Origin of the sequence: Pediococcus sp. EKM201D, assembly GCF_011800215.1 — a bacterium.
GTDB classification, from domain to species: Bacteria; Bacillota; Bacilli; order Lactobacillales; family Lactobacillaceae; genus Pediococcus; species Pediococcus pentosaceus.
This window is the reverse complement of the sequence record NZ_JAALFK010000002.1, coordinates 365,334-385,972: the sequence shown is the minus strand read 5'-3', so window position 1 is coordinate 385,972 and position 20,639 is coordinate 365,334. Positions and strand designations below refer to the sequence as shown.

The 20,639-nt window shown below is 39.0% G+C and carries 16 protein-coding genes; 6 read left to right on the top strand and 10 right to left on the bottom strand.

Annotated elements, in window-relative coordinates:
* Nucleotides 1-45 precede the first annotated feature (45 nt).
* Complete coding sequence (locus HFC68_RS04690) at nt 46-6,999, bottom strand: KxYKxGKxW signal peptide domain-containing protein (RefSeq protein WP_167399702.1); 6,954 nt, start codon at nt 6,997-6,999, stop codon at nt 46-48.
* A gap of 500 nt (nt 7,000-7,499) precedes the next feature.
* On the opposite strand from HFC68_RS04690, the gene pnuC reads away from it, so the two are divergent.
* Entirely contained in the window at nt 7,500-8,252 is a 753-nt protein-coding gene (gene pnuC / locus HFC68_RS04685) for a nicotinamide riboside transporter PnuC (protein WP_011672800.1), read from the top strand.
* Nucleotides 8,253-8,333: 81 nt separating this feature from the next.
* Here pnuC and HFC68_RS04680 read toward each other — a convergent pair whose 3' ends face one another.
* The 3 genes from HFC68_RS04680 to HFC68_RS04670 all read right to left on the bottom strand — a co-directional run bounded on the left by HFC68_RS04680 (nt 8,334) and on the right by HFC68_RS04670 (nt 11,567).
* Entirely contained in the window at nt 8,334-9,359 is a 1,026-nt protein-coding gene (locus tag HFC68_RS04680) for a linear amide C-N hydrolase (protein ID WP_011672799.1), read from the bottom strand.
* Nucleotides 9,360-9,485: 126 nt separating this feature from the next.
* The gene (locus tag HFC68_RS04675; protein ID WP_011672798.1) at nt 9,486-10,370 is read right to left on the bottom strand and encodes a zinc ribbon domain-containing protein; all 885 of its coding nucleotides are present in this window, start codon (nt 10,368-10,370) and stop codon (nt 9,486-9,488) included.
* A gap of 21 nt (nt 10,371-10,391) precedes the next feature.
* A complete protein-coding gene (locus HFC68_RS04670) occupies nt 10,392-11,567 on the bottom strand; it encodes a serine hydrolase (RefSeq protein ID WP_011672797.1) in 1,176 nt (391 codons plus the stop codon).
* Nucleotides 11,568-11,728: 161 nt separating this feature from the next.
* Here HFC68_RS04670 and HFC68_RS04665 point away from each other — a divergent pair, with 161 nt between their 5' ends.
* Genes HFC68_RS04665 through HFC68_RS04655 form a run of 3 tightly spaced genes read left to right on the top strand, consistent with a single transcriptional unit; the run spans nt 11,729 to nt 13,548 of the window.
* Nucleotides 11,729-12,106 carry a GntR family transcriptional regulator gene (locus tag HFC68_RS04665; protein ID WP_002834231.1) on the top strand — a complete coding sequence of 126 codons (378 nt, stop codon included), beginning with the start codon at nt 11,729-11,731 and terminating at the stop codon, nt 12,104-12,106.
* Nucleotides 12,099-12,803 (top strand): ATP-binding cassette domain-containing protein, encoded by a 705-nt coding sequence (locus tag HFC68_RS04660; protein WP_002834232.1) that lies wholly within the window; start codon nt 12,099-12,101, stop codon nt 12,801-12,803. The genes HFC68_RS04665 and HFC68_RS04660 overlap by 8 nt, the downstream gene beginning before the upstream one ends.
* A 1-nt stretch (nt 12,804) precedes the next feature.
* Nucleotides 12,805-13,548 carry a hypothetical protein gene (locus HFC68_RS04655; protein WP_011672796.1) on the top strand — a complete coding sequence of 248 codons (744 nt, stop codon included), beginning with the start codon at nt 12,805-12,807 and terminating at the stop codon, nt 13,546-13,548.
* A gap of 74 nt (nt 13,549-13,622) precedes the next feature.
* Here HFC68_RS04655 and HFC68_RS04650 read toward each other — a convergent pair whose 3' ends face one another.
* From HFC68_RS04650 to HFC68_RS04640, 3 genes are read right to left on the bottom strand one after another with little or no spacing between them, the layout of a single operon-like run.
* On the bottom strand, nt 13,623-14,489 hold the full coding sequence (locus HFC68_RS04650; protein ID WP_011672795.1) for an aldo/keto reductase: 867 nt from the start codon (nt 14,487-14,489) through the stop codon (nt 13,623-13,625).
* Between the two features lie 19 nt (nt 14,490-14,508).
* Entirely contained in the window at nt 14,509-15,258 is a 750-nt protein-coding gene (locus HFC68_RS04645; protein ID WP_011672794.1) for an SDR family oxidoreductase, read from the bottom strand.
* Nucleotides 15,258-15,812 (bottom strand): DapH/DapD/GlmU-related protein, encoded by a 555-nt coding sequence (locus HFC68_RS04640; protein ID WP_011672793.1) that lies wholly within the window; start codon nt 15,810-15,812, stop codon nt 15,258-15,260. The genes HFC68_RS04645 and HFC68_RS04640 overlap by 1 nt, the downstream gene beginning before the upstream one ends.
* Nucleotides 15,813-15,934: 122 nt before the next feature.
* On the opposite strand from HFC68_RS04640, the gene HFC68_RS04635 reads away from it, so the two are divergent.
* Both HFC68_RS04635 and HFC68_RS04630 read left to right on the top strand, forming a co-directional pair.
* Nucleotides 15,935-16,831: a LysR family transcriptional regulator gene (locus HFC68_RS04635; RefSeq protein ID WP_011672792.1), complete on the top strand. Its 897-nt coding sequence runs from the start codon at nt 15,935-15,937 to the stop codon at nt 16,829-16,831.
* The gene (locus HFC68_RS04630) at nt 16,824-17,714 is read left to right on the top strand and encodes a diacylglycerol kinase family protein (protein ID WP_011672791.1); all 891 of its coding nucleotides are present in this window, start codon (nt 16,824-16,826) and stop codon (nt 17,712-17,714) included. The genes HFC68_RS04635 and HFC68_RS04630 overlap by 8 nt, the downstream gene beginning before the upstream one ends.
* A gap of 55 nt (nt 17,715-17,769) precedes the next feature.
* Here HFC68_RS04630 and HFC68_RS04625 read toward each other — a convergent pair whose 3' ends face one another.
* From HFC68_RS04625 to HFC68_RS04615, 3 genes are all read right to left on the bottom strand, one after another.
* Nucleotides 17,770-18,201 carry a universal stress protein gene (locus tag HFC68_RS04625; RefSeq protein WP_002834243.1) on the bottom strand — a complete coding sequence of 144 codons (432 nt, stop codon included), beginning with the start codon at nt 18,199-18,201 and terminating at the stop codon, nt 17,770-17,772.
* Nucleotides 18,201-19,793 (bottom strand): Nramp family divalent metal transporter, encoded by a 1,593-nt coding sequence (locus tag HFC68_RS04620; RefSeq protein WP_041526978.1) that lies wholly within the window; start codon nt 19,791-19,793, stop codon nt 18,201-18,203. Before HFC68_RS04620 ends, HFC68_RS04625 begins: the two co-directional genes overlap by 1 nt.
* A 155-nt stretch (nt 19,794-19,948) precedes the next feature.
* On the bottom strand, nt 19,949-20,629 hold the full coding sequence (locus HFC68_RS04615) for a VIT family protein (protein WP_002834245.1): 681 nt from the start codon (nt 20,627-20,629) through the stop codon (nt 19,949-19,951).
* Nucleotides 20,630-20,639 lie beyond the last annotated feature (10 nt).

The following is a 20,639-nucleotide window of genomic DNA, read 5'->3' as shown; positions in this document are numbered from 1 at the left end:
AGTTTTTAACTAATGTTGAGTGTTTTATTTTAGATTAAATGTTATTTAATCTTCGTTATCTTTTTTTCGTTTCTTGCCCAAACCTACTAACGCTAGCAATGTTGTACCTAACCAGGTCCATCCGCTGTTATCAGTCTCGCCAGTTTGAGGGAGACGAGATTGTTGACGACTGTTTTGACTAGCATCGTTCAAATCAACCGTAGATTGATGTTTAACTTGAGCAGTTGTTCTTACAACTTCAGTATCCGTAGCTTCAAAGTTTTGTTCTTGATTGTAGCTACCAGTACCTCCGTTTCCTTGCCCATTTCCTTGTTGATCTACCTCACTATTACCATTAGTTGTACCCTTTCCGTTGTCATCATTCTGTGAAGATGCTCCATTGTGCGATGAACTTACACTAGTTGAAGCGCTCTGAGAAGTACTTATTGAAGCACTCGTGGATTTACTTTGTGATGTAGAAATGCTTTGACTAGCCGATCCACTATTTTTGCTATCACTAGTACTATCGGAAATGCTAGTTGAAATACTCTGTGAATCCGATGTGCTTTGACTACCTGACTCACTATTGCTTTCCGATCCACTACCATGGTGGTTATCGTGAGAAGTTGATCCATTACCATCACTAATTGAATTTGAAGTCGAATCAGATATAGAAGTCGAGGTTGAGCGACTGTCCGATGTACTTACTGAAGTTGAATCGGAGACAGAGGTCGATGCCGAACGACTTTCTGATGTACTTATCGAATCACTCTTCGAACTTGAATCTGAGTTCGATGTCGATACTGAATCAGATGTTGAGTGACTTGCCGATGTACTATTTGAAGTCGAATCAGATACTGATGTCGAAGTTGAACGGCTGTCTGACGCACTCTTTGAATCACTCTTCGAACTTGAATCTGAGTTCGATGTTGATACTGAATCAGATGTTGAGTGACTCGTTGACGCACTATCTGAAGTTGAATCAGATACTGAAGTCGAAGCTGAACGGCTATCCGATGTACTTACTGAATCACTCTTTGAACTTGAATCTGAATTCGATGTTGATACTGAATCAGATGTTGAATGACTTGTCGATGTACTATCCGAAGTTGAATCAGATATAGATGTCGAAGTTGAACGGCTATCCGACATACTCTTCGAATCTGAGTCTGAGTTCGATGTCGATACTGAATCAGATGTTGAGTGACTTGCCGATGTACTATTTGAAGTCGAATCAGATACTGATGTCGAAGTTGAACGGCTGTCTGACGCACTCTTTGAATCACTCTTCGAACTTGAATCTGAGTTCGATGTTGATACTGAATCAGATGTTGAATGACTCGTCGATGTACTATCCGAAGTTGAATCTGAGACAGAAGTCGAAGCTGAACGGCTATCCGATGTACTTACTGAATCACTCTTTGAACTTGAATCTGAATTCGATGTTGATACTGAATCAGATGTTGAATGACTTGTCGATGTACTATCCGAAGTTGAATCAGATATAGATGTCGAAGTTGAACGGCTATCCGACATACTCTTCGAATCTGAGTCTGAGTTCGATGTTGATACTGAATCAGATGTTGAATGACTCGTTGATGTACTATCTGAAGTTGAATCTGAGACAGAAGTCGAGGCTGATCGACTGTCCGATGTACTCTTCGAGTTACTATCTGAAATCGAATCTGAGACAGAGGTCGAAGTTGAGCGGCTGTCTGACGCACTCTTCGAACTTGAATCTGAGTTCGATGTTGATACCGAATCAGATGTCGAGTGACTCGTTGACGTACTATCTGAAGTTGAATCCGATACGGACGTCGAGGCCGAACGACTTTCTGACGTACTCTTTGAATCACTCTTCGAACTTGAATCTGAATTTGAAGTTGATACTGAATCAGATGTTGAGTGACTCGTCGATATACTATCCGAAGTTGAATCTGAGACAGAAGTCGAGGCCGAACGACTTTCTGACGTACTCTTTGAATCACTCTTTGAACTTGAATCTGATTTTGACGTCGAGATTGACTCACTAATTGAATTACTTGTTATAGAATCACTCTTCGAAATACTATCTGATTTTGATGCACTATCCGATTTCGAATCAGAAATGGATGTCGAAGTTGAGCGACTATCTGATGTACTCTTTGAGCTACTATCTGATTTTGATGTCGATACTGAATCAGATGTCGAGTGACTTGTTGATGCACTATCTGAAGTTGAATCTGAGACAGAAGTCGAGGTCGAGCGACTATCTGATATGCTCTTGGAATCACTCTTCGAACTTGAATCCGAATTTGATGTTGAAATTGACTCACTAATCGAATTACTTGTTATGGAATCGCTCTTCGAAGTACTATCTGATTTTGATTCGCTATCCGATTTCGAATCAGAAACTGAAGTCGAAGCTGAGCGGCTGTCTGATGTACTCTTCGAATCTGAATCTGAGTTTGATGTCGATACTGAATCCGATGTCGAATGACTCGTCGATGCACTATCTGAAGTTGAATCTGAGACAGAAGTCGAAGTTGAGCGACTGTCCGATGTACTCTTCGAGTTACTATCTGAAATCGAATTGGAGACAGAGGTCGAAGTTGAGCGGCTGTCTGACGCACTCTTCGAATCTGAATCTGAATTCGATGTTGATACTGAATCAGATGTTGAATGACTTGTTGACACACTATCTGAAGTTGAATCAGATACAGATGTTGAAGTCGAACGACTGTCCGATGTACTCTTCGAGTTACTATCTGAAATCGAATTGGAGACAGAGGTCGAAGTTGAGCGGCTGTCTGACGCACTCTTCGAATCTGAATCTGAATTCGATGTTGATACTGAATCAGATGTTGAATGACTTGTTGACACACTATCTGAAGTTGAATCAGATACAGATGTTGAAGTCGAACGACTGTCCGATGTACTCTTCGAGTTACTATCTGAAATCGAATTGGAGACAGAGGTCGAAGTTGAACGACTGTCTGATGTGCTCTTGGAATCACTCTTCGAACTTGAATCCGAGTTTGACGTTGAGATCGACTCACTAATCGAGTTACTTGTTATAGAATCACTCTTTGAAGTACTGTCCGATTTTGATGCACTATCCGATTTCGAATCAGAAACTGAAGTCGAAGCTGAGCGGCTGTCTGATGTACTCTTCGAATCTGAATCTGAGTTTGATGTCGATACTGAATCCGATGTCGAATGACTCGTTGACGCACTATCTGAAGTTGAATCAGATATGGAGGTCGAAGTTGAGCGACTATCCGATGTACTTACTGAATCACTCTTTGAACTTGAATCCGAATTTGACGTTGATACTGAATCAGATGTTGAATGACTTGTTGATGCACTATCTGATTTCGAATCAGATACAGACGTCGAAGTTGAGCGACTGTCCGATGTACTCTTCGAGTTACTATCTGAAATCGAATCAGAATTTGACGTTGAGATTGATTCACTAATCGAATCACTCGTTATAGAATCACTCTTTGAAACACTGTCCGATTTTGATGCACTATCTGATTTTGAATCAGATATAGATGTCGAAGTTGAACGACTATCTGATGTACTCTTCGAGTTACTGTCTGAAATCGAATCAGAATTTGACGTTGAGATTGATTCGCTAATTGAGTTACTTGTTATGGAATCGCTCTTCGAAATACTATCTGATTTTGATTCGCTATCCGATTTCGAATCAGAAACTGATGTCGAAGTTGAACGACTATCTGACATACTCTTCGAAATTGAATCAGATACAGAAGTCGAGGTTGAGCGACTGTCCGACGTACTTACTGAGTCACTCTTTGAACTTGAATCTGAGTTCGATGTTGATACTGAATCAGATTTTGAGTGACTCGTTGACGCACTATCTGAAGTTGAATCCGATACGGACGTCGATGCCGAACGACTGTCTGACATACTCTTTGAACTTGAATCTGATTTTGACGTCGAGATTGATTCACTAATCGAATTACTTGTTATGGAATCGCTCTTCGAAACACTGTCTGATTTTGATGCACTATCTGATTTCGAGTCAGAAATGGATGTCGAAGTCGAGCGACTTTCTGATGTACTCTTTGAGTTACTATCTGAATTTGATGTCGATACTGAATCCGATGTCGAATGACTTGTCGATGTACTATCCGAAGTTGAATCCGATACAGAAGTCGAGGTCGAACGGCTTTCTGATGTACTCTTTGAGTTACTGTCTGAAATTGAATCCGATACAGATGTCGAAGTCGAGCGACTTTCTGATGTACTCTTGGAATCACTCTTCGAGCTTGAATCAGAATTTGACGTTGAGATTGACTCACTAATTGAGTTACTTGTTATAGAATCACTCTTCGAAATACTATCTGATTTTGATGCACTATCTGATTTCGAATCAGAACTAGATGTCGAAGTCGAGCGACTTTCTGATGTACTCTTTGAGTTACTATCCGAAATTGAATCCGATATAGATGTTGAGGTCGAGCGACTTTCCGACTTACTCTTCGAATCTGAGTTTGAATTTGATGTCGATACTGAATCAGATGTTGAATGACTTGTCGATGTGCTATCGGATATAGACGTTGAAATCGAGTCACTAATGGAATCACTGGTTATAGAATCGCTCTTCGATGTCGAAATTGACTGACTCACCGAATCACTCGTTGATTTCGAATTTGATACAGACGTTGAACCACTAGTTGACGTACTCTTCGATGTTGAAATCGATTGACTCACCGAATCACTGGTCGATTTCGAGCCTGACACAGACGTCGAAATTGAGTTACTGATCGAGTCACTAGTTATAGAATCGCTCTTCGATTTCGATACACTATCCGAAACTGATCCTGATGCAGATGTTGAATCGCTCTTCGATGTAGAAATCGATTGGCTCACTGAATCACTCGTTGATTTCGAATTTGATACGGATGTTGAGCCACTGGTTGACGTACTCTTTGATGCCGAAATCGATTGACTCAACGAATCACTTGTTGATTTCGAATTTGATACGGATGTTGAACCACTGGTTGACGTACTCTTTGATGTTGAAATCGATTGACTCACCGAATCACTCATTGATTTCGAATTTGACACTGACGTTGAGCCACTAGTTGACGTACTCTTCGATGTCGAAATTGACTGACTCGCTGAATCACTCGTTGATTTCGAGCCTGACACGGACGTTGAAATTGAGTTACTAATCGAGTCACTGGTTATAGAATCGCTCTTCGATTTCGACACACTGTCCGAAACTGATCCTGATGCAGATGCTGAATTGCTCTTCGATGTTGAAATCGATTGGCTCACTGAATCACTCGTTGATTTCGAATTTGATACGGATGTCGAACCACTGGTTGACGTACTCTTTGATGTTGATACTGATCGACTTGCTGAGTCACTCGTTGACTTCGAATTCGATACCGATACGGACGTTGAGCCGCTAGTTGACGTGCTCTTTGAAGCTGAAATCGATTGACTCACTGACTTCGAACCTGATACTGATGTGGAAGTCGAACCACTAGTTGATGCACTTTTTGAAGTTGAATCACTAGTAATGGAGTCGCTCTTCGAGACGCTGTTTGACAATGATGATGATGTTGAAGTACTAGTACTTGCTGAATTATCTTCGACTGTAACGGTAACAGTAGTCGTTGCAGTTTCTAAAGTACTAGGATCAAAGTAGTTCAACGTAACGGTGTATGTACCACCTTTATTCCAATCTACTTGATCTAAATCTGGTGAAGTAACATTATTGATATCACCCTTTGAACCATCCGCGTTGGTAATTGAGTTTACCAAACTAGCAATGTCGAGAGGATTTCCGGTAGTTGTTGCCCCGTTCTTACCAGTAATACTGATCTTACTGTTATATACCTTATAAACGTATTTAATTTCAACCGTTCCTACTGGATAGGCGTCGGAGGAGTTTATCAGGTCTAGCAGTTCTTCAATTGAGCTAAACTTTCCAAGTTGTAAGTAAAGTGAGAAAGGTACCGCAGCACCATTACTTATGATTTCGGATTTGCTGGTATCTACGACATATCCTTTAATTTTCTTTGGTCCTGGTATATCTGGCTTCTCTCCCGAATTGTGCAACGTAGTCTCTGATGGTGCTAGCTCTTTTCCATTTTCGTCTGTGTAAGTTACAATCTGCGTGGCATCATTAACACCTTGAACACTGGCATTCTCAGCTTGAGCTTTTGCATTAGACAATGATTTTGCAAGACTTTGACTATTTGAAGCCGAGTCTTTATCCCGTTTACGAGAATCACTTACAAATAACGAATTAGAGAGAGACACACTTAAGGAACCACTAGCGCTTTCAGTAATACTTCCTGACGTACTATTACTCAAACTACTGATATTGTCATTAATTTGAGCATGCTCACTTCCTTGATTTGATGCAGTAGATGAAGACGCCGTAGATTGGCTGGTTTTCACATTATCATCTTTAGCGGTTTGTTTTACATCTTGCTTAGCATCTGATTTTGCATTTTTCTGTTCTTTACCATCTTTTTGTTTACTTTGTTGATTATCAGCTACTTTAGTTGCATCCTTAGATGTACTCTTTGTTTGAGCTTCTTTCAATGAACTACTTAAGCTTTTAGATTGGCTGGTACTTGCACTTGTTGAAAGACTTGTGCTTTCTGAAGTCTTTTGACTAGCCGAATTTTTATCTGCTGAGGTACTTTTGGCACTACTATTACTTTGTGTTTCAGATTTTGCATCAGTAGTAGCATTAGTACTTTTTGAATCTACTGCTTTTGTACTATTTGACGTACTTTCTCCAGTAGATGAACTACTTGTACTGGTTGAACCAGGAATCGTCGCACTCGTTTGAGTCGCCAATAAATCCTCAGATTGACTCAAATCTAAACTGACCCCCGGTTTTTCATCAGCACTAACCGTCATTCCACTACCCGCGCCAAATAAACCTGCAACTACTCCCATACCAGCAAAAAACCATTGTTTTCCACTTTTATACATTTTATAATGCTTTTTTTCATTAGCATTTAACAGCTTTCTTCTTGACATGTATTCCTCCACTGCCCTTACACAAAATATAAATTTTATACAGCCAACGCATTATGAATCCTGACACTTATCAATGATGTGTATTTTTTAACACACGTAGCATACCATCATATGTTTTTTTGCGTCAATACTTACTTTTAAGAATCAAAACCATCAACGCCATGTATTATTGGATTTAACAAGGTTTGTAACGTTTTTCCATTTGTACATAAAAATATTTTTATTGTACAAATTTTTCGATTTTTAGTTTCTAAATTTACTTTTGGAAGTTTAACAAAAAAATTTAATACATTTTCCAAAATGAAATTCTCAATAAGCTCCGTCCTAATCCTATTTACCCTTTAAAATACTATTTAACCCCCTTGAATGGACACAAAGAAACCTTCGCATCCCTCATTTAAGGAGCGTATACTAGTTTAGTACTACTTTTTTTTGCAACCTTTTCAGCCTGAATCACCTTTCTACCGGGCTAATACAAATCATAGAAAGAAGGAATTATTTTGCAGAGTACACAAGACACAGATTTTAGTTACAATCCCGAATCACCAATGCGGGTTTTCAACCTTCATTGGTACAAAGACCAAATGTCGGGTTGGATGACTTCTAGCTACATTTTATTAACTTTTGGAGTTTTATTTCTCTTAGTTACCGGTTTATATCACAACCTTAATGCACTAGGAATTACATCCACTATTGCCGGCGTGATCGGCTTCACATGTACCCTAAGTATCACTAATGGAAAACCCATTAACGGGATTTTAGGTTTTGTGTCCGCAATCATGTTGATTTACGTTGCTACAATTACTGGTAATTTTAGTGATGTAATCATGCAAGCAGCTTACATCGTTTTATTAGATATTCCCGTGGTTTTCAATAAACACTGGAATAGCAGTGAAGGCCTCGTTCCACGCTTAATGTCTGGGAAATATATCGTTCAAACGATAATCACTTTCTTAATTTTCTGGGCCTTAACTTACGGATTAGACACCATTATTTTGACTAGTCCACGTCCTATTATTGATTCATTGAGTGCCACTTTAGGATTAACAGGAGCAGTTTTAACTGTTCGTCGATTCCGTTCAACTTATTATTTCTGGCTTGCTCAATCTATTATGAGTATTGCGCTTTGGAGTATGACAGCTCTTTCTGGTCATCCTGTTTGGGTACTATTCTTCACTTACTGCCTCTATCTCTTAAATGATGTTGTAGCATTGGTTTCTAGCAAATGGTTCCATCCAGACCAAAATAAATAATCTAAAGACCTCGTTGGAGGTCTTTTTTGTACAAAAAAATTGCACCGAGAATGAGAACTCTGGGTGCAATTTTATATTCAATTAAATTTCATGAATATAGTTTCCAGTGTCAACCTCATCAAAACTAATGGTAGTGGCTGTTTGATTTAAACACTTAGCTGTAATAGCCAGTCCTCGACCAGTTTGAATGTAAACTTTGCGTTGTTTCAAATCATATCCTGACCAATAACGCGTATAATCTGACAAAATGTCTTCTGAAGTGTTGCGCTCCATCCCTCGTGGAATTATAACCGGTCGGAAAGCTGCATAAAGTTGAGCAATCCCATCTTCGGCTTCAAAATCATCCATTAAATTAGCAACCATAAAACTTCTCACCAAACGATCGGGTGATGTATACGTTCCTGGTAAGCCGGTTAAGCCATATCCCGTTCCGCCTTCAATCGGATTTAATGTTACCCCATTTTTATAGGTTTTAGGTTGTTTGATATTAAGTTCATTTAAAGCAATATAATTACGTAAATTAACAGTGTGCCAGTTATATTCGGGGCTGTTAGTGACCACTCCCACTGAATCATAAAGTTTGAAGGAGCCATTATCTACAGGCTCGAGCACCACTCCATCGCCACTCTCATCAACAAAGCTATAGTGAAGTGGGAATGAAATCGAATGACCATTAAGCATTGTAGGTTGATCCACTACCGCGAAATTTTGATAGTTTTCACGGATTTCTTTAACGCTCTTAAAGTGCGTTAATACGTACGTTACGAATTCTGTATTCATCACTGGAACCTGTTGCCGTTGTTGAATATTTTCCAATGTATCGGCGGTACTCTCAAATAATACTTGAAGGTCACCAGCTAATCCATGCTCGTTAATCCCGTCAAATAAAATGTGCGTTCCACCTATACCAATCCCCATGGCAGCATAGTCTGCTTGCCAATTTGCAAGTTGGCTGTCAATATCAACGCCAGCTGGAATCGTTGTAATCATTCCACGGGCTCCTAAGTCGTGTTCTGGATCTTCGCCAAACATTGGTAAAGCTAAATCCATGGTTCTCCCCCAAAAATGCTCTCCATTTTTAGCCGTAATTTCAATATTAGTACACATTTAATTGCCTTCTTTCAATAATTCTAACGAAACCTTTATACCATTTTTAACTTAAGAATAAAAACATTATCCCTCTAAATAAAAAAGCTTAGAGAAAGTTTTTAACTTCCACCAAGCCTTGATACTTTAAAATAAATTATCGAAAGTACTGAATACACTACCAAAGAGGCCTGTAGCATAACTTTCAGCATTTGGAACAATCATGTAACGAACTAAAATATAAATAACTAGTGAAACGACCAATTGAGCAATCACTACCACATAGATTCGATCAATTTTATATTTCACATTTTTATCAAAGAAAGTCGCTAAAAATCCTGTACTAAATCCTAGAGAAGCCAAGGCGAGTAATCCAACTACCAAGTTAAGGCTTCCAAGGTCTGTACGACCTTCACTCAGGTTGTTAACAATCGTTTGAGTACTAAAAATAGTTATCACTAAAGCCACAACCGAGAAAATAAGTGTGTAATTAATAAAATGAGCAAATTTGTTGGTATACTCAATGACTGAAGTTTCACTGTCTTCTGTACTAAGAAGTTTTTCAACTAGATAACCAATGACAATGTATAAAGCGTAAATGATAGCGATAACTACTAATAGTTTAAAGAACATTCCAATGGTGAAGGGATTATCCATAATACTTTCCGTATTAACGCCATAGTGACTAGTAGTTTCGCTAAACTTACCAAAAATTTGTCCTCCTGGAATTACGACGAATAAGGCACCGATAATAGAAAATAAGATGAACGTTGTCATTCCATAAAATGGATGAGCATCATTTTGAGTTTCAAACGGTTTTTGAATTGAAGTCTTTACCCAATTCCAATAGTTTTGCGCATATTGCTTAGTTTGTTGAACACGTTCGTTTACAGCTTCCTTGTCGACATTGATTTTATTTTCTGGGATTTCTGTAGTAGCTGACGCAGTATTTGCTGCCACTGCAGTTCCACAACTCGTACAAAATTTATCCTCGGCTTCTAGTTGTGCTCCACAATTAGTACAAAATTTCATTTCTAACATCCTCCAAATTTATTATCCTAATAATCCGTCATACATAACCGATCCAAAGCTATTCATCTTCTTAATCTGTTCATCACGACTACCATCTTGTGACATCACCACGATGACGAAAGAGCCTTTATTATTACCGAAAATAGCTGCATCATTCTCAACACCATAGTCATCAAACTCCCCAGTTTTGTTATAAACCGTGGCTTCTTCCGGTAAATCATGCGGTAATTTTGTATGATTATTATTCTTCTTTAAAATATCTAGCATGGCATTGTCATACTTGGTTGATACCATCTGATGATTGTAAATTTTCTTTAAGACCATCCCTAAATCTGCAACTGATGTGTAGTTATCTTTTCCATCTTTAAGGGCGTCTGTATCCATCAACATTCGTTCAAGCTTGGTATCTTTAGCACCAATTTTCTTAATTTGAGCGTTAACTTTGTCCATCCCACCAAGTTGACGAATAACGATGTTAGCCGCGGTATTATCACTGTCTTCCATCATATCTTCTAGTAGATCTTGCATTGAAATTTCTGAACCACTACTCATATTACGGATTTCACCTGTTCCGTCGACCTTATCGGAATCTTTTAAAGTGTACTTATCATTTAAGTTCAATTTACCTTCATTAACTTGCTGATAAGCGGTGATTAAAATAAATAGCTTGATATTACTAGCTGCTCGTTGCGCTTTACTGTTAGAAACAACTTCTTCAGTAGAATCTGTCGGTGAAACGTATACAGAAGTTTCACCCTTCATATCTCCAAAAGCGTCGTCAATCGTACCTTGGATGGTACTCTTTGGAAAATCAATGGTTGATTTTTTCGAAGCTTTCGAAGGAGCGGAATATGAACTCGAACTGCTGCTTTTATCCGCTACTGAACTACTTACTGGCTGAGTTGTAGATTGATTATTTTTATAAATAAAAAATCCTCCGCCGATTAAAACCACTAGTATCAGTGGAACTGCCCACATCCACCATTTAGGCCCGTGTGACTTTTCACTACGTGTTCCAACTTCATTTTGAAGTTCAGAATTTGTTTTAACTTTTGTTTCAGCTTGCGGTTGAACTTCGGAAATAACTGATTTATCAACCTTTACAGGTTGGGACTGGCTGGTGCGCAACGTCGTTCCACATTTAGAACAGAACTTAGCACCCTGCTTATTCTTACTACCACAATTTTGACAAAACATGGCTACTCTCCCGATTTTTTATTTCGACACTATACCCGTTAATTTTATCATAGTTATGCTCGTAGTTATGCAATCCTTTCATTATTTTTAGTTAACTCTTGCTAAATCTCCCAAAAGAAGTTATAGTGTATTAGAAAACTAGTACACAAAGGAGGAAAGTTATGAAGTTTGATGATAAGATTCCAATTTATTACCAAATAAAACAATACATCTATAAAGAAATTATTATTAACCACCTGACCCCAGGATCTAAAGTTCCAGCAGTTCGGCAGCTAGCATTAGACTTGGCCGTTAACGTCAACACGGTTCAACGCTCATTAAGAGAGCTAATCAGTGAAGGCGTTTTGGAATCCCAGCGCGGGAAGGGTAATTTTGTAACTACTAATCCAGAGATTTTGAACAACTTACGCAAAAATATTGTCGAAGAACAACTTTCTTTAATGTACGATCACCTAGCCAGCCTCCAACTGACCCCAGACGAGATGATTCAAGCATTAACTGAATACGTGAACAAGAGAAAGGAAACGCATCATGGCTAATCTACTAACAATTAATCATTTAAGCTATTCTCGTAATCTCCAATTAATCCTAAAAGACCTCAATTTAGAGCTTCCGTACGGGCAAATTGTAGGCTTGTTGGGTACCAATGGTGCTGGTAAAACGACGTTAATGCGTTTGATTGCTGGAAATTATATTGATCGTAAAAATTCTATTTCCATTAATACAGAAACCAATAGCGCAGTTCGCAAATCTTTAGTTAGTTTTACCGAACAAGTCGGTGGCTGGTCGGGCCATCCTCGTATTTTCAAAATTGGTAATTTTTACGATGCTTTATATGAAGATTTCAACCTCACCACTTTCAACCAATTACTTTCAAATCTCAACTTGAGCCCTGACCAACGTGTTAATCAACTTTCTAAAGGGAATTTCCGCAAGTTAGTAATTGCTGTTACGCTTGCTCGTCAAACTGATTTGTACCTATTAGATGAACCTTTCGACGGGATTGACAGTATGACTCGCAAAAAAATCATCTCCAGTATTATTCAATGGAAGCCTGAAAATGCGACGGTTTTAGTCAGCGATCATCATGTCGGTGATATTGCTAACCTGCTCGATCAAGTCGTCATTATTAAGGACCAACATGTAGCTGCACAAGAGGCCGCAGACACTATTCGTGAAACCCTTGGTAAAGATATTGAAACTTACTACGAAGATTTTTATAGAGAGGAGCTTTAAGATGACCACTTTCTCACAATTAACGAAAACAATGTTGAAAACCCGAGTAAATCTTATTCATAAGGTCTTTGGCATCTATCTACTAGTTACCCTAGTCACTTGTTTCTACCAAACCTTAATTCATGGACTTAGAATAACCGACTGGTTAATGTTTAGCTTTAGTTTCGGTGTATTGGCCTCATTGGTACTGGCCGTTATTCTAGCAGTTAAACAAGAACGGGTTTGGACGGCTCCCCTCTACCGACTTTTACCGCTTTCGGAAACTAAGCTATATATCGGTAATGTACTTACAAACTTTTTTAGTTGGATTTACTTTGAAATTCTGGTAGTTCTACTAACGTTCATTATGGGTCCTACTAGTTTTGTCAAAATTCTTCCAATCATGAATAATGGTAGTTTTTTAGAATATGCAGTAGGGGCTGGAATCATATTGATTTTCCCAACCTTCATTTGGTGCTCAGTCAGTTTAGTTCACTTACTAACGAATACCTTTAGTGATTTTCTACCAATAAATATTCAACGCATTTCTCGAGTCGTTTTAATCATTATTCTTGTATACGGATTAGGTAAAATAAGTAATTTAGCAACAAACTCCTTTACCATGATTTTTGCTTCATCTCAAGCTACGTCTGATGCTAACTTCTATCTATCGTTTATTTATCTAATCCTTACTACTATCGTTGTTTCAATTATTAACATCTACCTACTTAAAAACTGGGTTCAGGCTACTCCCAAAACAGCATAATAAAAAATAATCTAAGAATGATCCCTTTTAGGACCAACCTTAGATTATTTTTTTGGATTAAATTGATATTACTCTTACATTTTTCCACCAAAGACTGGAAAGACACTTGCATCCCCGTAATCTAGCGGTTTGACTTGTTTCAAAATTTCCATATCTTCATCAGAAATTACAAAATCAAGCTCGGCGTTTGATTTCATGTGTTCCGGATTAGAAGTTTTAGGAAGTACTACCGTATCTAATTGCCAATCGTAACGGATTGATAATTGTGGTGCACTAACGTTATATTTTGCCGCCATTTTTTGAATAGCTTCGCTACGAAGTGCTTGTCCATGAGCGATTGGTGAAAATGCTTCAACCACAATCCCATTTTCATGAGAGTAGTTAATCAAATCCATTGGTGTAGCCGCTATATGCGATAAGATTTGGTTAACCATTGGCTTAGTATCACTATTTTTGATTAAATTATCCAAGTCTTCTTTTTGGAAGCTAGAAACACCGATTGCACGAAGCTTACCTTCATGCATGGCATCTTCAAGAGCACGCCAAACTTCAAGGTTACCTTCAAAATGACGATCATCGGATTGATTTACTTCTGCCCAGGGCTGGGGGTTATGAATAATCATCATATCCAAATAATCTAGACCCATTTTGTTTAAAGTTTCATCAATAGACTTTTTGGCATCATCATAATTTTTAATTTCAGCAGCAATTTTTGAGTTAACAAAAATTTCTTCACGAGGAACACTTGCAGTACGTACGCCTTCACCTACGCCACGTTCATTAGCATAAGCTTGGGCGGTATCGATATGACGATAGCCCATTTCAATTGCGCTGCGCACAGCGTCAGCAACTTGATCATCATCAATTTCCCATGTTCCTAAAGCTAACTTAGGGATTTTTACACCATTACTTAATTTGTACGATTCTTCAAAAACATTCATATTATCATTTCTCCTTTAATTAAACGGTTTGACCTGTAGGACGAATTACCATTTCATTAACAGCCATATTAGCTGGGGTGTCAATCACAAAGGCCACTGCTTGAGCAATTTCTTCTGGATCAAGTCCCGTCATTTCAGCTCCCGGTAATTTTTGAGCATCCTTCAATTCATTACGAATTTTTTCATTATTGATTGAGTTAAATAGTTCAGTCTTCACGGTACCTGGAGCAATAACCGTAGTTTTAATATTATTTTGGTGTTCTTCTTGTCGAAGACCTTCCATAATCGCGCGGACCGCATACTTAGTACCTGAATAAGCCGCATAACCCGGTAAAACTTCATAGCCTAATACCGAAGAAGTTGTAATGACATGGCCACTTTGTTGTTTACGCATGATGGGTAGAGCTGATCCAATCCCATTTAGCACACCTTTAACATTAATATCTAACATTTGTTGCCATTCATTTTGAGCAACTTGATTTAAATTATTAACTGGCATAATTCCAGCGTTGTTAAATAACACATCAATCCGACCAAACTTAGCAACCGTACCATCAATTACAGCTTGAACTTCATCTTCATTGGTTACATCGGCTTTGAAAATTTCGATTTCAGCCTCAGGATATTGAGCTTGGATTTCTTGTAATCGATCCAGACGACGAGCGGCCAAGCTAAGCTTAGCTCCTTGTTGCGCTAGCATTGCTGCTGTCGCAGCTCCGATTCCACTCGAAGCCCCCATGATGATTACTACTTTATTCTTATTACTCATTATTTTTGATCCTCCTTAGTACTCTTGATTATTTTAATTACACGTGCTGGAATACCAGCAACTACCGCATTGGGTGGAACATCGCGGGTAACCACGGCGCCCGCAGCAACTACTGCATTTTCACCAATAATTACGCCAGGAGTTACCGTCACATTGGCGCCTAACCAAGCATTATTATGAATACAAACCGAGTATAAATCTAGATTACGGCGCTCGCTAGGTTCTAGACGGTGATTAACGGAAGCAATCGTTACGTTTGGACCAATCAAGACGTGATCACCAATATAGATACCACCTAAGTCCACAAACATCGATCCGCTATTAATGAAAACTTTTTTACCAATGTGGAGATTGCGACCAAAATCGGTTTGAAAAGGTAATCGAATTTCAGTCGAACCATCAATTCGCTCGTTAGTGATTTGGCTTACAATGCTAAGTACTTCATTTGCCGAATGAACTCCAGTATTTAATTGCTGAACCAACCGTTGGTTTTTAGCTACGATTTCTTCGACACCATCATAGGCCGCTGTTCCCAAATCCATTTTGGATTGCATTAACTCACCCCGCTTCCTAACCTTATTGATTGACTCTAGTCTACGGGATCGTTACTATAATGTTAAATACTTATTAAACATCAAAAACAATAACTTTTAGTTATGAATTAAAGGAAAATATTATGGATATTCGTGTCTTACGCTATTTTGTGGTAATTGCTCAGGAACAAAACATTTCACGAGCGGCCACTTTACTTAACGTGTCCCAACCGGCTTTATCACGCCAAATTGCTGATTTAGAAGATGAATTAGGGACCAAATTATTCACTCGCGCCCATCGCCATATTCAACTTACGCAGGAAGGTCATTACCTATTAGAACGGGCGCTACAAATTATTGGTTTAGTTGATAAAACTACTTATAACTTACAAAAACAAGATGTAGTTAGTGGGACGCTCGACATTGGAGCAGGAGAAAGTGTGGGGATTATGCCAGTCATGGAGGCGGCCCAGCAAATCATGCGTCAATACCCCGATGTTCGTGTTAATCTTCGAAGTGCAGATGCGGAACCCATCTTAGCTGACCTCGATGCAGGCATTTTAGAATTTGGCATTATTATGGGAAATCGCCCCCTTAATAATTACAACACTTTGGTTTTACCAGCTAAAAATCATTGGTGCGCCATCATGCGAGCAGATGAACCGCTCGCCCAACAGAAAGAAATCCGACCAATTGATCTAGTCGGTCGTCCTTTAATTACTTCACGTCAGGCTTACAAACACGGTTTATTCCAAAAATGGAGTAACACCCTTTATGATCAACTTAATTTTGTGGGAACTTTCAATTTGGCTTTTAATGGTAGTTTACTAGTCAAAACGGGAGCAGCAATTGCACTTTTATATGATCAACTTGTGGACGTTTCACCAACAAGTGGTTTGGTCGCCCGCCCGCTTAATCCTGACATGTCAGAAGCGAACACACTCATTTGGAGTAAAAATCGAAATTTACCCAATTTAAATCGATTATTTTTAGATACTTTACAAAAAAATTTAGCTCAACAAGGAGGCTCTGATGCCTAAATATACCGTTATTTATAATGAAGATGCTGGAAAAAATGATAATAAATCCATCGCTGAACGCTTTCAGCAAGCGGCTGAACGATTGAAGCGATCAACCACCTTAAAGGCCACGTCTAGTCGTCAAGAAGCGCTCGATTATGTAGTTGATCATATTGATCAACTGGATACAGTTATTACGATTGGAGGAGATGGCTCCATTAATACCGTGTTTTCAGCCTTCCTTAAGGCTAAAAAATCAGTCGAAGTGGGAATTATTCCTGGTGGTACCGTCAATAATTTTGCTAAAGCACTCGAAATTCCTCAAGATGAAGAAGCCGCTTTTGATACCATTCTTAATGGTCATCCCCTCGCTGTGGATTTGGCCCATACTGAAGACCGTGCCATCATTAGTAGCCTTACACTTGGAACCCTTGCTGATATGGCCCGCCATGTCGGACAAGATGAAAAGAAAAAATGGGGACCTTTAATTTATTTGAGTAAAGGAATTCGCCAGTTAATTGCTAAGAAATCTTACCAGATTAAAGTTAGTACTGCGGATGGCGACCATGTCTATCGCACGCGCTTCCTATTAGCAACCACTACCAACTCAGTGGGTGGTTTTACTAATTTTGATACATCTGCATCTCCAGCAGATGGAAAAATTCACTTGGTTATCCTGAAACATTTTTCATTCATGCGTCTTTTAGGTTACCTAAGTTATTTCCTAACTGGACGTTTTCGAGATATCAAAGATGTTGATCAACTTACCGCTCAGGAAGTTGAAATTTCTGCCGTTGATTCACACTTGAAGGTTGAAACTCGAATTGATGGTGATCCTAGTGACCAACTCCCCATCAAACTGGGCGTAGAGCAAGGCTTCGTTCAAGTTATGGTACCTAAATAATTTAACTCAAAATAAAATGGACCAACGCAATCAAAGCGTTGATCCATTTTTTATATTATCGAACCACAGTTACCGTGATAGGAGCATACTTCGCCATGTAGGCTGCTTGGCTACCAAAATGTCGTGCTAACCCTTTTTTAGACTCTGCGCCAACCACTAACAAATCGGGTTGGACAGCTGGAATAACTTCTTCCACAATGGTCTCGCCCGGATCGCCTTCCGTAACGACGCACTTTACATTTTGGACTCCCGCATCCTGAGCCTTTTTCTGATATTTTAAGATATGTTGTTCAAGTTCGGCCCGTTCTCCATGAATAAAGTCCTTATCTAGCGCTTGAAAAACATTCATTTCGTCACTTTCCAAAACTGATACGATTACCAATTCAGAACCCGATTTTTTAGCCAGATTAATTGCATAATCAAAGGCTAAAACGGCATCTTCCGAATCATCTACACCAACTAATATTCTCTTAACATCAAAGGTCATTATGCTTCCTCCTTAGCTTCTGCTTTACTTCGCATTTCCAATTCGTAACGTTGGTTACCTTTATGGAGTTCAAAGACTGTCCAAGCTAGGAGTGCTAGAACTACTGCCACTAGCATATAGGCAATTATGTGCGCCAGCTCTACTTCACCAGCACTTGGATTAGCTCCAAAGAAGGCCGTAATTGAATTTGGTAAACCAGTCATATTGAGGTAGGTTAGGAAAATAACCGAAATCCAACCTAAAATTTTGACCGCCCAACTATTCTTAAATCGATCACCCATTTCAACGCGACTATCCGTCATCATCAACAATGGAATCATTGAGAATGGTAATGCAAAAGCCAAAAATACTTGAGAGTTATTCATCAACTGATTTAGGGCTTCGTGTTCTTGAAGATCACCTTTACCGCTGGTAATCATGACACAAATCAAAACTGGTACAACTGAAATCAAACGGGTAATCAAACGCCGTGCCCAAAGTGGCATTCGCATGTGAATGAACCCTTCCATGATAACCTGGCCGGTTAACGTTCCCGTGATGGTTGAATTTTGACCAGAAGCCAACAAAGCTACCGCAAATAATGTCGAAAGTACCCCAGTTTTGGCAACTCCAATCAAAATTCCGTTACTCAAAGTTGAAGTATCATTTAACGCATGGAATAGACCAAAGAATGATGGATCTTGGACAGCGCCGGACTTAAATACGGCAACTCCCATCACCAATAGAAGTGAATTAACGATAAATGCGAATGATAGCTGAATATTTGAATCCCAAGTTGAGAAGCGTAGCGTTCTTGCTACGTCTTCTTCATCGTTATGATCAATTTCACGCGTTTGTGAAACCGCTGAGTGCAAGTACAAGTTATGAGGCATAACTGTCGCACCAATAATTCCTAGTGACCCACTTAAAGGAGTCATTCCGCCAATTGTTGGTGAAGTTTCAAATGCTTTAGTGGTTGGTACTAAGCCGCTAAATACCGCACCCCAATTTGGATTTGATAAAGCAACTTGGTAGACGAAAACCACTAAAATAACCATGATTAAACACACCACAATGGCTTCAATTTTTCTAAAACCAATCTTAGTCAATAACAGTAATAGCAGTACATCCAAAACGGTAATGAAAACCGCGATGGCTAGCGGAATATGGAACAACAAATACAGCGCAATTGCAGCACCAATTACTTCAGCGATATCAGTCGCCATAATTGCCAATTCCGTTAAAATCCATAATACAATTCCCAATGACTTACTTGTTCTAGCGCGAATTGCCTGCGCTAAGTCCATTTGACTCACAATTCCCAGTTTAGCCGCCATATATTGTAACAACATCGCGATTAAACTCGAAATCAAGATAATCGACATTAGCATGTACTGGAAGTTTTGACCCCCAGTGATTGATGTTGACCAATTACCAGGGTCCATATAACCAACAGCAACTAATGCTCCCGGACCCGAATACATAAACAGTGCCTTCCAAAAACCAATATTCTTAGGCACCTTAACTGTCCCATTTATTTCTTCCAATGATCGTCCATTAGCGTATTCCACTAATTTGCGACGTTTCTTTGGGTTCTTGATCTCATTACTCATCAAAATCATTCCTTTCCTCAATCTTGAACCACGGCTATCGTAACATATTGTTCACGATGCGCAAACTCTTTTTATTGCCGTTAGACGGGCATTTGTGGCTTCAATGATTAAGAAAAGCTTGATAGATGAAGCTCGAAAACGATTTCTTAAAAATTTTAAAATAATTTTCCAATGTAGTAATGGATAAACATTGTGATAATTCCCACAATCACGTTTCGAATAATAGCTTTTTTGGCCATCCCATTTCCCAATTTGGCGCTCAAAAAACCAGTTAGTGCTACGGAAAAGACGGTCGCTATAATCGTCGCTTGCATTTTAAAAGAAGTTGGTGCCATCGACATCGCTACTAACGGGAAGAAGCCCCCTAAAGCTGCTGAAATCAATGATGAAACAGCTGCACTCCAAGGATTCAAGTAATCTTCAATATCCATATCGTAGCGTACACTAACCGCGGTTTTTAGTGGTTTTTCTTGCATCAAAGCTTGTGAAATTTCATGAGCTGTTTGTTCACTAACGCCCTTATCGACATAAAAACGTGCGATTAATTCTTGTTCAGCTTGGGGATCAGTTTGCAAACGTAATTTTTCTTCACCCACTACCGCTTTTTCAGTATCACGTTGTGAACTAACTGAAGCATATTCGCCGGCTGACATGGAAAAAGCACAGGACAAAAGATCCGATAATCCAGCAATGAAAATAATAAATGGATTAGTCGTTGCTGCAATTACACTAAAAAGAACACCGACCACCGTTAGAATTCCATCATTAGCACCTAGCACTCCGGCCCGTAGCATGTTTAATTTATTGTCTAAACTGATTTCTTTTTTCTTCTTCATGCTTATTTTC